General features: G+C 73.0%; 13 protein-coding genes. 4 read left to right on the top strand and 9 right to left on the bottom strand.

What is annotated here, in order from left to right; all coding sequences use genetic code 11:
* Nucleotides 1–25: 25 nt before the first annotated feature.
* The gene (locus ADK41_RS06045) at nucleotides 26–1645 is read left to right on the top strand and encodes an FAD-dependent monooxygenase (protein ID WP_030825995.1); all 1620 of its coding nucleotides are present in this window, start codon (nucleotides 26–28) and stop codon (nucleotides 1643–1645) included.
* Between the two features lie 97 nt (nucleotides 1646–1742).
* Here ADK41_RS06045 and ADK41_RS06040 read toward each other — a convergent pair whose 3' ends face one another.
* The gene (locus ADK41_RS06040) at nucleotides 1743–2789 is read right to left on the bottom strand and encodes a TerC family protein (RefSeq protein WP_030825992.1); all 1047 of its coding nucleotides are present in this window, start codon (nucleotides 2787–2789) and stop codon (nucleotides 1743–1745) included.
* Between the two features lie 470 nt (nucleotides 2790–3259).
* Here ADK41_RS06040 and ADK41_RS06035 point away from each other — a divergent pair, with 470 nt between their 5' ends.
* A complete protein-coding gene (locus ADK41_RS06035) occupies nucleotides 3260–3598 on the top strand; it encodes a helix-turn-helix transcriptional regulator (protein WP_234318745.1) in 339 nt (112 codons plus the stop codon).
* Between the two features lie 123 nt (nucleotides 3599–3721).
* Here the strand turns inward: ADK41_RS06035 and ADK41_RS06030 are convergent, their stop codons facing one another.
* On the bottom strand, nucleotides 3722–4249 hold the full coding sequence (locus ADK41_RS06030) for a universal stress protein (protein WP_234318742.1): 528 nt from the start codon (nucleotides 4247–4249) through the stop codon (nucleotides 3722–3724).
* A gap of 492 nt (nucleotides 4250–4741) precedes the next feature.
* On the opposite strand from ADK41_RS06030, the gene ADK41_RS06025 reads away from it, so the two are divergent.
* The gene (locus ADK41_RS06025) at nucleotides 4742–5587 is read left to right on the top strand and encodes a DUF4397 domain-containing protein (RefSeq protein ID WP_030825986.1); all 846 of its coding nucleotides are present in this window, start codon (nucleotides 4742–4744) and stop codon (nucleotides 5585–5587) included.
* 5 nt (nucleotides 5588–5592) lie between these two features.
* Complete coding sequence (locus ADK41_RS06020; protein ID WP_030825985.1) at nucleotides 5593–6273, top strand: class F sortase; 681 nt, start codon at nucleotides 5593–5595, stop codon at nucleotides 6271–6273.
* A gap of 86 nt (nucleotides 6274–6359) precedes the next feature.
* Here ADK41_RS06020 and recX read toward each other — a convergent pair whose 3' ends face one another.
* The 7 genes from recX to ADK41_RS05985 form a co-directional block, all read right to left on the bottom strand.
* Nucleotides 6360–7145 carry a recombination regulator RecX gene (gene recX, locus ADK41_RS06015; RefSeq protein ID WP_030825983.1) on the bottom strand — a complete coding sequence of 262 codons (786 nt, stop codon included), beginning with the start codon at nucleotides 7143–7145 and terminating at the stop codon, nucleotides 6360–6362.
* 3 nt (nucleotides 7146–7148) lie between these two features.
* The gene (gene recA, locus ADK41_RS06010; protein ID WP_030825980.1) at nucleotides 7149–8267 is read right to left on the bottom strand and encodes a recombinase RecA; all 1119 of its coding nucleotides are present in this window, start codon (nucleotides 8265–8267) and stop codon (nucleotides 7149–7151) included.
* A 242-nt stretch (nucleotides 8268–8509) separates the two neighbouring features.
* Nucleotides 8510–9769: an AI-2E family transporter gene (locus ADK41_RS06005; RefSeq protein ID WP_199822380.1), complete on the bottom strand. Its 1260-nt coding sequence runs from the start codon at nucleotides 9767–9769 to the stop codon at nucleotides 8510–8512.
* A gap of 59 nt (nucleotides 9770–9828) precedes the next feature.
* Nucleotides 9829–10023: a DUF3046 domain-containing protein gene (locus ADK41_RS06000; protein WP_030825974.1), complete on the bottom strand. Its 195-nt coding sequence runs from the start codon at nucleotides 10021–10023 to the stop codon at nucleotides 9829–9831.
* A gap of 450 nt (nucleotides 10024–10473) precedes the next feature.
* Nucleotides 10474–10782: an AzlD domain-containing protein gene (locus ADK41_RS05995; RefSeq protein ID WP_030825972.1), complete on the bottom strand. Its 309-nt coding sequence runs from the start codon at nucleotides 10780–10782 to the stop codon at nucleotides 10474–10476.
* The gene (locus ADK41_RS05990; protein WP_030825969.1) at nucleotides 10779–11399 is read right to left on the bottom strand and encodes an AzlC family ABC transporter permease; all 621 of its coding nucleotides are present in this window, start codon (nucleotides 11397–11399) and stop codon (nucleotides 10779–10781) included. Before ADK41_RS05990 ends, ADK41_RS05995 begins: the two co-directional genes overlap by 4 nt.
* Nucleotides 11396–12394: an AraC family transcriptional regulator gene (locus tag ADK41_RS05985; protein ID WP_030825966.1), complete on the bottom strand. Its 999-nt coding sequence runs from the start codon at nucleotides 12392–12394 to the stop codon at nucleotides 11396–11398. The genes ADK41_RS05990 and ADK41_RS05985 overlap by 4 nt, the downstream gene beginning before the upstream one ends.
* Between the last annotated feature and the right edge of the window lie 45 nt (nucleotides 12395–12439).

The raw sequence follows: 12439 nt of genomic DNA, 5'->3' as shown, positions 1-12439 counted from the left end.
CACTTCGAGCAGGGGGCGCCGCGCCGTGGACCCGGTGATCATCGTCGGAGCGGGGCCCGTCGGGCTCGCGCTCGCACTGGCGCTGGCACGCCAGGAAGTACCGTGCGTGGTCCTCGACGAAGGCGCGGGCAAGGACGAACCCCGCCCGGCCCGCACCATCGTCCTGCGCGAGGAGACCGCCGCGCTCATGGAGCGGCTGACCGGAGTGCCGCTCGTCCACGCCGGTCTCCGTTGGGCCGGATGGCGGTCGATGCGGCGCAAGCAGGTGACGGCCGAGGTCGCCTTCGGCGACACCGAGCCCGCTCCCCTGCACATCGCCCAGCACGTCCTGACGGGCGCCCTGCGCGCCGCCCTCGCCGGCGAACGGCTCGTCGAGGTCGCCGCGAACAGCCGGCTGGACGCCATGGAGCAGGAACCCTCGGGCGTCGCCGCCCACACCCGGGGCGCGACGGGCACCTGGTGGCGCGGCAGCTACCTGGTCGGCTGCGACGGCTCGCGCTCGACCGTGCGCAAGCTCCAGGACATCCGCTTCCCCGGCCGCACCGCGGTGGAACGTCACGCCGTGGCCGCCCTGCGCACCGAGCTCCCCTGGCACGACGAGGCACTGCTGCACCGCACGCCGCCGTGGCGCACCTCGGGCCCCTCGGCCGGGGAGATCACCGCGCGCCCGCTGCCGGACGGGGTGTGGCGCCTGGACTGGCTGCTGCCGCCGGGCAAGGACCTGGTCACGCCCGAACTGCTGCTGGGCCGGATCCGGGAGACCCTGGCCGGCTGGGCGGGCGGTCCGACCCCGCCGTACGAACTGCTGGACACCGGGGTGCACACCGTCCACCACCGGCTGGCCCGGCGCTGGCGGGCCGACCGGGTGTTCCTCGCCGGGGACGCGGCCCACCTGCTCGGCGCGCTGGGCACGCACGGGCTGGAGGAAGGGCTCCGCGACGCCGACAACCTCGCCTGGAAGCTGGCGCTGGCCTGGCATCACGGTCCGCACGAGGCGCTGCTCGACAGCTACCAGACCGAGCGCCGCGCGGTCGTCGCCGCCCGGCTGCGCGCCGCCGACCAGGCGCTGCCGCTGGTGCGCGGCGGCGGAGGGCTGCGCTCCTACGTTCCCGGGTCCGCGCGGGGGCACGACGCCCTGCTGATGGACGGCCATCTGGGGCGGGGCGCGCTGGGCGCGCCGGGGACGTACGCCGGCTCGCCGCTCACCCCCGGCCGCCTCGAGGGCGAGACACCCCTGCCGACGGCCCCCGGGTCGGCGGTGACGGACGTACGGGTCACGGCGGAGGACGGCACCTTCGTCCGGCTGCGGGACCGGCTCGGCCGGGGCGCGCTGCTGGTGGTGCTGATCGCGCCCGGCACGGGGGTGTGGGAGCGCCGGCACTGGGTGTCCGCCGGGATCATGCCCCGGCTGGCGGCGGCCGTCTCGGCGCTGCCGCACCGGGCCGAGCTGCTGGTCGCCGAGAGCTATCCGGGTGCGGCGGCCCACACCGTGCTGCTGGTGCGCCCCGACGGGCACCTGGTGACGGCGCTGAGCGGGGTCCGCCCGGCGGATCTGTACGCGGCGGCGCAGGCGGCGGTCGGCGGTCCCGCCGCGGCGGGGGCGGAGACGGACGCCACGGCGGACGCCGGGGCGGCGTCGCGCTGAGGTTCCGGCTCCGCGCGTCGCCGTGCCGCGTCGGCCCCGGCACGGACAACGGCCGTGGACGCGACGCCCACGAGAGCAGTGGAGCGGGCGGCGACCGCTACGGTCGGCGCGGTTGCGTACCGTGCGAGCGGGTGGAGGGGGGAGAGCCCGCCCCGGTCACCCGGTCGGCTTCGGCGCCGTCCGCGCGGTCCGTACCCGGCGTGGTGCCGCCGTCGTCGTCACGCGTGGCGATGAGGGACCAGCCGATGGACACCGTGATGGTGGCGGCGATGACGCCGAGGGTGAGGGGGATGGGCAGCTTGCCCACAGGGGTCTCGGACAGGATCAGCTTGACTCCCGCGAAGGCGAGCAGCACCGCGAGCCCGTAGTGGAGGTAGGCGAAACGGCGCAGCAGCCCGGCCAGGCAGAAGTACAGGCTGCGCAGGCCGAGCACCGCGAAGGCGTTGGCGGTCCACACCAGGAAGGTGCTGGTGGTGATCGCCAGGATCGCGGCGACGGAGTCGACGGCGAAGATCAGGTCGGTGGCCTCGATCGCGACCAGGGCCACGAACAGCAGGGTGGCCACACGCCTTCCGTTGATCTTCGTGAAGAACCGGCCGCCGTGGAACGTCGGGTCGGTGGGGACGACCTTCCTGACCAGACGGACGACGACGTTGCGGTCGGGGTGGACTTCCTCGTCCTTGGAGACGGCCATCTTGTAACCGGTCCAGATGAGGAACGCGCCGAACAGGTAGGCGGTCCAGAAGAAGAGCTGCAGCAGTTCGGCGCCGACGAAGATGAACACCAGCCGGAAGACCAGAGCGCCGATGACACCCCAGAACAGGACCTTGTGCTGGTAGGCGTCGGGCACGGCGAAGAAGGAGAAGACCAGGGCGAAGACGAAGACGTTGTCGATCGACAGTGCCTTCTCGATCAGGTATCCGGCGTAGTAGGTGGAGGAGACCTCTCCGCCCTGCCAGACGAGCAGGACCAGGCCGAAGGCCAGGCCGATCGCGATCCACACCCCTGACCAGACGGCCGCTTCCTTGAACCCGATGACGTGGTTGTCGCGGTGAGCGATCAGATCGACGGCGAGCATGACGGCGATGACGAGCGAGACCGCGGCCCACACCCACAGCGGAACGGGGAACGACAGATCATTCATGGGACATCGACTTCCTCGGGCACAGCAGGAGGACGGAGGGCGGTGGTCAGGCGTTGCCGGGCCGACGTCCACATGTCGCGCACCTCGGCGGGCGCCGGAGCGGCCGGTCCCGCACCGCCTCCGCGGCGGGCTCCGGCCGAGGAGGCGGGTCCCCGGCCGGAGGCGACCACCAGCGGCGGGTAATGCCGCCCGGCCGGCTGCCGCCGGACGGGCAGGACGGCGGACAACGGCATTGGCGCATCGCGGGCGGCGGCCGGGCGGGCCGCCGCGTCGACCCCAGCGAGGTCGTCGGGCCGGGTACGGAGGGACATCGGGGACCCCTTCCATCGGGACCGAGGAAGGACATCGGGGTGTGTCCAGCATCACTCGACACTTCAAAGCACGTCAAGACTTACGCGAAAAAGTTTTCATAAATCGAGTTTCGCGAAATACTGTTGGTCAGGCGAAGCCCTCTTCGTATGATGAAGGCCATGAGCCACCCTTCCTCCGCACGCGGTGAGCACTGGACGTTCCTGACCAACCACGCCCGGGTCCTGATCGCTCTCGCCCAGGACCCCGAAGCGCGGCTCCGGGACGTCACCGACCGGATCGGCATCACCGAACGCGCCGTCCAGTTGATCGTCGCCGACCTCGAAGCGGCCGGATACCTCACCCGCACTCGCGTCGGCCGCCGCAACCACTACACGATCGACCCCACCGTCGCCCTGCGCCACCCCACCGAGGCCGATCACCCCGTCGGCGACCTGCTGGCCACTTTCATCCACCGCGAGGAGCCCCCCGCAGCCGACTCCGGACACACCACCTCGTAACCCTCCCCGGCCCGGACAGCGCCCGAGGCGCGGCATCGGCCATGACCGCCTCCTGACGTGCGGGGCGCGGCCCGGGGCCGTCCCCCGTTCGCACAGCCCCTCCGGCGGCTCGATGCGTCCGCGTCAGGCGGGAGGCCGGTGCTCGACCAGCGGCGCCCAGGGCATCGGCGGAGCCGCATGGATGAACGGGCCACCCCGGATGGCGGCCGCCTCCATCACCGTGCTCGCGTCCAGCTCCGTCGGCCCACTGCGGGAGACCACCAGCCACGAACAGCCGTGGGCGACGGCCACGTCCAGCAGCCCCTTGGCCGCGCACAGCCGACCGCCTTGCCCGGCGGGACGGTGACAGACGGCCGGCTGGTACCCGATCCCGGCGCGGGCCAGGCGCGGCAGGGCACGCCCCAGCACCGCGCGAACCGTCGCCCCGTCCGGCCGGGGCGCCACGGACCGCGGCAGCAGCGGCGGCAGCACCGCGATCAGCAGGAGCGGCGCGCCACGTGCGACGGCGAGCCGGACGGCCTCGTCCACCACGGGGACGTCATCGAGCCGGTCGGCCAGCACCGCGGCCACCGGCCGCCGAGGGCGCGAACGACCGCGCGCCGCAACAGGGTGCGCGCCGGGCGAGGAGGGCGGGCGGAGGGAACTCATCATCGTCACACCTTCCGGGCGAAGGGGGAGAAATGGTCCTTCCAGGGTCCCCTCCCTCAAGAAAGCGCGTCAACAGTCACCTGAAATTTTTTTCGCGTAAGCGAAGTCTCCTGTCGGTCGGCGCCGTCGGTGAGGACGGCCGGGCGGGCGCGCCGTTTTCGATGGGGACGCACGTGACGCAAGTGACACAAGTGGCGCAATGCCGCATGGTCTCCCACAATGGATCAGGTGTCCCGGGGAGCAGGCCGCTCGACGAAGAGCACACGCACTGCCCAGTAGCCCGACCACGCACACGACATCACTCCCGACAGCGCCCCGACCCACACCCGTGATGCCGACCGCGGCAGCGCGCCACACGCGAACGGACGCCGCCGACCGGCCGGTGAGGGCCCCTGGGCATCAGGCCGAAGAACTCGTCGCGGGACGCGTCCGAGAAGCCGCTCATCCGGAAGCCGGGCCCCATGTACGACCGGGCCCCCCACGGAGGGAGTTCCGATGCTGAACTCGCGCAACAGGAAGATCGCCGCCACCACCGGTGCCTGCGCACTGTCCCTCGCCCTGGCCGTCCCCGCCTCCGCCTCCGCGGACGCTACGGCGCAACAGGACGGCAAGGCGTCCGTGTCCGTCTTCCACGGCGTCCCGGGACTCACCGTCGACGTGTACGCCAACGGGGACGAACTGCTTCCCGACTTCAAGCCTGGCACCCTGACCGAGCCGCAGCCCCTGGACCCGGGCACCTACGACATCGAGATCTTCGCCAACGGCGAGGGCCCCGACGGCGATCCCGCCATCCAGAAGAGCGTCGATGTCCCGGCCGGGGCGAACGCCACGCTCGCGGCCCACCTCGACGCGAAGGGCACCCCCACGCTCACCGCGTTCGTCAACGACACCTCCGAGGTCCCGGCCGGCCAGTCGCGGCTGACCGTCCGTCACGTGGCCGCGGCCCCCGCCGTGGACGTCCGCGCGGGCGGCAAGCCGGTCATCGAGGGGCTGACCAACCCGAACGAGAAGTCGCTCGAGGTGCCCGCCGGCACGGTGAACGCCGATGTCGTCCTGGCGGGGACCGACACCGTGGCCATCGGCCCCGTCGACCTCGACCTCGCCGAGGGCGCCCACACGGTCGTCTACGCCTGGGGCAGCGCCAAGGACGACAACCTCGCGCTGAAGACACAGACGATCAGCGGCATGGCCTCCGCCCCGAACGGTGTGAACGCCGGTGAGAGCGGTGCCATGGCCTCCGACAACGAATCCGCCACCGTCTGGCTCGCCTGGGGCGCCGCGGGCGCCGTCGCGGTCGCCGGTCTGCTGGCCGCCCGTCGCCGACGTTCCCGGAGCGGCTGACGGCCATGCGTTCCTCCGCGAGGAGCGGACGGCCCTCCGCGGCGGCCGTCGGGGCCGCCGCGGTCGCCGCCGTCGTCCTGGCGGCGCTGCTGGTCTGGTCGCTGTGGCCGTCCGGCGCCTCGGTGCCGCCGGACTTCGGCTCCCGGCCGCGGGCCCAGGAGCCCGCGGCCGGGAGCTCGTTCGGGATCCACGACGACGCACCGGGCGAGGCGGGGAACACATCCGGCCCTCCACCCGAACCGACGACACTGCGCGTCCCGCGGGTCTCCCTGGACGCCCGGGTCATGGGCGTCGGCGTTCAGGACGACGGCACGGTGGAGATCCCCGACGACGCGGAGCAGGTGGGCTGGTACCGCTACGGCCCCGCGCCGGGCGCCCTCGCCGGGTCCGCCGTCCTCATCGGCCACGTGGACGACCGCACCGGCGACCTGGGCGCTTTCGCCAAGCTGTACGGGGTCCGGAAGGGCGACGACGTCACCGTCGTCCGCGAGGACGCGCCCCCCGTGCGGTACGAGGTGACGGCCCGCGAGGTGGTCGACAAGGACAGGCTCCCCGACGAGGTGTTCCGGCGCCACGGACGTCCGGTCCTGACCCTGGTCACCTGCGCGCCCCCGTACGACCGCGAACGCGGCGGCTACCAGCGGAACCTGCTGGTGTACGCCGTCCTCGCACAGAAGAACGGCTAGGGGCGGCCCGGTCGCCGGTGGCGCCCCGCGCCCGCGTAGGGCGTCGCAGCGGAGCGACCGGTACGGGGGCCGTGTGTCCCGCCGCCTCAGACCCCCTCGCCGCCGAGGAACTCCGTGTCCTCGCCCTCCTCCTCCAGCGCCTGCCGGACGACGCGCAGGGCGAGGCCCTCGGGGTAGCCCTTGCGGGCGAGCATGCCGGCGAGGCGGCGGAGCCGCTTGTCGCGGTCGAGTCCGCGGGTGGCGCGCAGCTTGCGGACGACCAGTTCCCGGGCGGTCGCCTCCTCCTGCTCGGAGTCCAGCCGGGAGACGGCCGCGTCGATCAGCGTGGGGTCGACCCCCTTGGTGCGCAGCTCCCGGGCGAGCGCGCGCCGGGCGAGTCCCCGGCCGTGGTGCCGGGACTCCACCCAGGCGTCCGCGAAGGCGCTGTCGTCGATCAGTCCGACCTCCTCGAACCGGGACAGCACCTCCTCGGCGGCCTCGTCCGGGATCTCCCGCTTGCGGAGGGCGTCGGCGAGCTGTTTCCGGGTGCGCGGGGTCCCGGTGAGCAGGCGCAGACAGATCGCCCGTGCCCGCTCGACCGGGTCCGCCGGAGGTTCCTCCCGTTCGGCCCTCGACGAGGAGGAGTCGCCCCCGTCCTCCGCGGCCGCTTCGCCGAAGGTCCGGCGTCTGCGCCCGCGTCCACCGCGCGGCCCGCCGTCACGCGAGCCGCCCGCCCGTGCGCCACCCCCGTGACGGGGGCCGCCCCCGCCGGTGGTGTCGCCGTACGCCGCGTCACCGTCCGCGGCTGAGTCGTCGCCGCCTCCGGTGCCCCTCCCCCGTGGGGCACCGGAGGCCGCGAACCCGTCCTCGGCCCAGTCGGTTCGTCGCGTCACGGGTCAGCTCTTGGCCGCCGCGGCCTTGGACTTGGTGGCCTTGGCCGCCGGTGCCGGTACGGCGGCCGGCTCGGCCGGAGCGGTGCCCGCGGCGTCCGCGCCCGGCTCGGCGGCGGTCTCCTCGGGCCGTACGCCGACGCCCAGCTTCGTCAGGATCTTCTTCTCGATCTCGTTGGCGAGGTCGGGGTTGTCCTTCAGGAAGTTACGGGCGTTCTCCTTGCCCTGGCCGAGCTGGTCGCCCTCGTACGTGTACCAGGCGCCGGCCTTGCGGACGAAGCCGTGCTCCACGCCCATGTCGATCAGGCCGCCCTCGCGGCTGATGCCCTGGCCGTAGAGGATGTCGAACTCCGCCTGCTTGAAGGGCGGCGCCACCTTGTTCTTGACCACCTTGCAGCGGGTGCGGTTGCCGACCGCCTCGGTGCCGTCCTTCAGGGTCTCGATGCGCCGGATGTCGATGCGCACCGAGGCGTAGAACTTCAGCGCCCGGCCACCGGTCGTGGTCTCCGGGGAGCCGAACATCACGCCGATCTTCTCGCGGAGCTGGTTGATGAAGATCGCGGTGGTCTTGGACTGGTTGAGCGCGCTGGTGATCTTCCGCAGGGCCTGGCTCATCAGACGGGCCTGCAGACCCACGTGGCTGTCGCCCATCTCGCCCTCGATCTCCGCACGCGGCACGAGCGCGGCGACGGAGTCGATGACGATGAGGTCCAGGGCGCCGGAGCGGACCAGCATGTCCACGATCTCCAGAGCCTGCTCGCCGTTGTCCGGCTGGGACAGGATCAGGTTGTCGATGTCGACGCCGAGCTTCTTCGCGTACTCGGGGTCCAGGGCGTGCTCCGCGTCCACGAAGGCGACCTGGCCGCCGGCCTTCTGCGCGTTCGCCACCGCGTGCAGGGTCAGGGTCGTCTTGCCGGAGGACTCCGGCCCGTAGATCTCCACCACACGGCCGCGCGGCAGGCCGCCCACACCGAGCGCCACGTCCAGCGCGGTCGAGCCGGTCGGGATGACCTCGATGGGCTCGTTCGTCCGGTCACCCATGCGCATGACCGCGCCCTTGCCGAATTGCCGTTCAATCTGTGCGAGCGCGGCGTCGAGCGCCTTCTCGCGGTCGGTTCCTGCCATGGGTTCCACCCGATTTGCTTGATTCGATCGCTTCACGTCAAAGACGCTAACGCCTGCCACTGACAACGCGCCCCGACGCACCTCCGGCCTGTGGATAACACGGGTGCATCCCTCCCCGAACCGGGGCAGAACACCCGCCGTCGAGCCTCACCGGCACATCCATGAGAATAGATGTTCGATTTTTGTGTCAAGCGCACCACGCGGCACCACGGTCCGGTGTGTCGCGGAGGGGGCGCCCTCCCTCAGGGAGTCCCGGCGTCTCCGTCGCGGGGCCGCTGCGGGTCCGTCCGGCGGGCCCACAGCCGGCGGACGCGGGTGAGGGCGCCCGGCCCGCCGGGGCCGCGGTGGCCGAGCACGCGGGGGTCGTCCGTGACGTCGTACCGCCGTACGTACGCGCCCAGGAACGCCTGGAGGGTGGCGACGGCGGGGATGGCGATCAGCGCGCCGACGGCACCGAGCAGGGCGGTGCCCGCGACGACCGAGCCGAAGGCGACCGCCGGGTGGATGTCGACGGTCTTGGAGGTCAGCTTGGGCTGCAGCACGTAGTTCTCGAACTGCTGGTAGACCACCACGAAGATCAGCACCCACAGCGCGTACCAGGGGTCGACCGTGAAGGCGATCAGCATGGGCAGGGCGCCCGCGAGATAGGTGCCGATGGTGGGGATGAACTGCGACACCAGACCCACCCACACGGCGAGGACGGGCGCGTAGGGCACCTCGAGGAACTCCAGCAGAACGTAGTGCGCCAGGCCCGAGACCAGCGCCATCAGTCCGCGCGAGTAGAGGTAACCGCCCGTCTTGTTCACGGCGATCTCCCACGCGCGCAGCACCTCGGCCTGCCGGGCGGGTGGCAGCAGGGAGCAGACGGTGCGCCGCAGTCGCGGGCCGTCGGCGGCGAAGTAGAACGAGAACAGCCCCACGGTCAGCAGCTGGAAGAGACCGCCGAGGACCTGCGTGGAGACGTCCAGGACACCGGTGGCGCTGTTCTGGACGTAGTTGCGCAGCCAGTCGGAGCGCAGCAGGCCCTCCTGGATGTCCACGCGCCGCAGTTCGGTGTGGAAGTGCGTGTTGATCCAGTTGATCACGGAGTCGAGGTAGTCCGGGAAGTCCTCGACGATCTTGATGATCTGTCCCGCCAGCATGGACCCGAGCAACGTGACGAAGCCCGCCGCGGCGATCAGCACGCCCAGGAAGACGAGGAAGGTGCCCAGGCCCCGACGCACCCCGCGTGCGGCCATCCAGCTCACCGCGGGCTCGACGGCGAGCGCCAGGAAGAACGCGATGAGGATGTTGACCAGCAGGCCGACGAGCTGGTGGAAGACCCAGCTGCCCAGCTGGAACAAGGCGAACAGCGTGAGGGCGAGCACCATGGCGCGCGGCAGCCAGCGCGGCATGCGGGCGCCCGGCCCGGATATGGGGGCCGACGGGGGCCCGGCGGGAGGCGGCGCGCCGGGCGTGGTGGGATGCCGGGCCGCCTGCCCGGTCTCGTCAGTGGGTGCCACGGATCAAGTCTCGCCCACGCCGGCCGTGCCCATGCGCTCCCCTGCGCCCTCTGTGACGATCAGCGCTTCTCCGCGGGAACGTCCATGACCGCGCAGACCACCTGCCAGACGTCCTTGACGTTCCAGCCGGCCGCCAGCGCCTCGTGCACGGTGCGCCCGCCGAGCTCGGACATGACATGGTCGCGCGCGAAGGTGTCGGCATAGCCCGCGCCGAAGCACTCCGCCATCCGCTCCCAGAAAACCGTCAACCGCATGCGCCCAGTATCCCGCCTGCGGGGGTGGCTCCGAGCCGGGGCGGCCTGCCGGCGCCGCTCTCCGCCCGCTGCCCCCGCTCGCACGGGCGGAGCGGTTCGTCCGGCTCACCGCGCGGGTGCTCGAGCAGCATTTCTTCGCCCGCCGCTTCCGGGGCGGCGGCACCGGTGGAGGCCCGCCCACGGTGACGATCGAGTCCCCGCGCACCTCGATGGCGCACGGCCGCACCGCCCGACTGAGCGGACGGCGTGACGACCGCAGCTGCGGGCGGTCGTGCCTCCCCCCAGCGCCTTGAGGGCCTGGGAGGCACCCCCAGGGCGATGGGGGTCCCCCCGCTCATGGGGGTCCCCCCGCTCGAGCGAAGCCGAGAGTGGGGGAGAAGCCGAGCGGGGGGAGAAGCCGAGCGCGGGGGAGGCACCCCGCAAGCGCGGGTAAGCGGAATCCGCTCCCGGTCACCCGCCCAGCGCCCGCACCCCCGCCGTCACCACGACGGCCGCTCCGACGACGAGCAGGAACGGGGCGCGCAGGATCAGCGCCACGGCGGCGGCCGCCACCCCGGCCGCACGGGCGTCCAGGACCAGGGTCTGGCCGTCGGAGAAGGTCTGCTGGGCCGTCAGGGCGGCCAGCAGGGCGACCGGGAGGAGCGCGGCGAGACGCCGCACGAGGGGCCGTTCCAGGACCCCGGCGGGCACCATCAGCCCCACGAGCTTGACGGCGTAGCAGCCGAAAGCGGTCACGCCGATCGCGATCCAGATGTTCAACGGTCCTCCTCCGCCGTGTCACCGCGCGAGGCGCTCTTCCGACCCCGCGCCCACAGGACGGCCGGCGCCGCGAGCGCGGCCACCAGGACCGGCACTCCGGCCGGCAGCACGGGCAGCAGACCCAGCCCCAGGAGGACGGCGACCCCGGCGACGGTCCGCTCGGCGCCGGTGCGCAGCATCGGCGCGAGGAGCGCCAGGAAGACCGCGGGGCCGGCCGCGTCCAGTCCCCACGCGTCGGTGTCCCCGATGGCCTCGGCGCCCAGTGCGCCGAGCAGCGTGGTGAGGTTCCACAGGACGTACAGGCTGAGCCCGGTCACCACGAAACCGATGCGCGCGCCGCGCCGGCCGGGCTGGGCGAGCGAGACGGCGGTCGTCTCGTCGATCACCCACTGGGCGGCGAACGGCCGCACCGCGCGGGGCAGCGCCAGCAACTGCGACAGCCGCAGCCCGTAGAACGCGTTGCGCACCCCCAGGAAGAACGCCCCCGCGGCGGCCGTGAAGGGCCCTCCCCCCGCCGCCAGCGCCCCCACCAGGGCGAACTGGGAGGCGCCGGTGAACACCAGCAGGCTGAGCGCGCAGGTCTGGAGCAGGGTGAGCCCGCTGCCCGCCGAGGTCACGCCGAAGGCGAACCCGGAGAGTCCGACGGCGACCCCGACGCCGAGGGCGTCCCGTACGACGGCGCCGTCCGGCTTTCCTCCTCCGTCGTCCCGTACGTCTGTGAGCGTTTCCGTCCGTTCCACTGCCACGCCCCGGACGGTACGGGCGGACCGCCGCGCGCGTCTTGTACGTTCTTGCGCTCGCGCTGGTAGGCGCCCGGGGGCACACCGACGATCCGGCTGAAGTGCCGGTTCAGGTGCGGCTGGTCGGTGAACCCCACCGCGAGGGCCGCCTCCGACGGCGCCGTGCCCGCGTCCAGCAGCCGCCGTGCCCGCCGTACGCGCGCGTCGGTGAGCCAGGTGTGCGGCGGCATCCCGTAGGTGTCCCGGAAGGCGCGCAGCAGCGCGAACGGACCGGTGCCCAGCTCACCGGCCAGCCGCTCCAGGGTCGGCGGGTCGGCCATCCGGTCCTCCAGCACGGCACGCGCGCGCGTGGCGATCCGGGCCCCCGCGGTGCGCACCTCGCGCCGCGGCAGCGTCCCTCCGTTCAGCCGCAGCAGCCGGGTCACCGCGACCCGGAGCAGGGTGTCGGCGGCAAGCGCGTTGCCCTCGTCGGTGGCCCGCAGCACCTGGTGCACCAGACGGACGGCGTACGGATCGTCGAACACCGGCGTCACGAACCCCGGTGTGCCGCGCAGCGCGGTGGTCTCGGCGGCGATGGCGGCCACCACCTCGGGCGACGGGTACACCGCCCCGTACCGCCAGCCCTCGGGAACGCCCGCCCGGCCGGTGTGCGGGGTGTCCGGGTTCACCAGGGCGAGGGCCCCGGCCCCCGCGTACTGGTCGCCGCCGCCGTGGTGGAAGACCTCCACGCCGTCGGCGATGGCGGCGATCACGAAGTGCTCGTGGGTGTGCCGGACGAACGTCTTCCGTATGTACCGGGCACGCAGCAGATCGACACCGGGCAGTTCGTCGTACCGCCAGTGCCGCGCCCGCTCCTCGCGTGATTCCGCCATACGGCCATTGTCACGCGGCCCCGACTGCGCCGGTCCGGCCCCCGG

Origin of the sequence: Streptomyces caelestis (genome assembly GCF_001279005.1) — a bacterium.
GTDB lineage: Bacteria > Actinomycetota > Actinomycetes > Streptomycetales > Streptomycetaceae > Streptomyces > Streptomyces heliomycini.
This window is presented reverse-complemented; position numbering and strand designations above follow the sequence as displayed.

Excerpts from the sequence above, each read along its gene's own strand:
- ADK41_RS06040 (WP_030825992.1), bottom strand. The coding sequence starts at position 2,789 with ATGAATGATCTGTCGTTCCCCGTTCCGCTGTGGGTGTGGGCCGCGGTC.
- ADK41_RS06035 (WP_234318745.1), top strand. The coding sequence starts at position 3,260 with ATGAGCCACCCTTCCTCCGCACGCGGTGAGCACTGGACGTTCCTGACC.
- ADK41_RS06030 (WP_234318742.1), bottom strand. The coding sequence starts at position 4,249 with ATGATGAGTTCCCTCCGCCCGCCCTCCTCGCCCGGCGCGCACCCTGTT.
- ADK41_RS06025 (WP_030825986.1), top strand. The coding sequence starts at position 4,742 with ATGCTGAACTCGCGCAACAGGAAGATCGCCGCCACCACCGGTGCCTGC.
- ADK41_RS06020 (WP_030825985.1), top strand. The coding sequence starts at position 5,593 with ATGCGTTCCTCCGCGAGGAGCGGACGGCCCTCCGCGGCGGCCGTCGGG.
- recA (WP_030825980.1), bottom strand. The coding sequence starts at position 8,267 with ATGGCAGGAACCGACCGCGAGAAGGCGCTCGACGCCGCGCTCGCACAG.
- ADK41_RS06000 (WP_030825974.1), bottom strand. The coding sequence starts at position 10,023 with ATGCGGTTGACGGTTTTCTGGGAGCGGATGGCGGAGTGCTTCGGCGCG.
- ADK41_RS05985 (WP_030825966.1), bottom strand. The coding sequence starts at position 12,394 with ATGGCGGAATCACGCGAGGAGCGGGCGCGGCACTGGCGGTACGACGAA.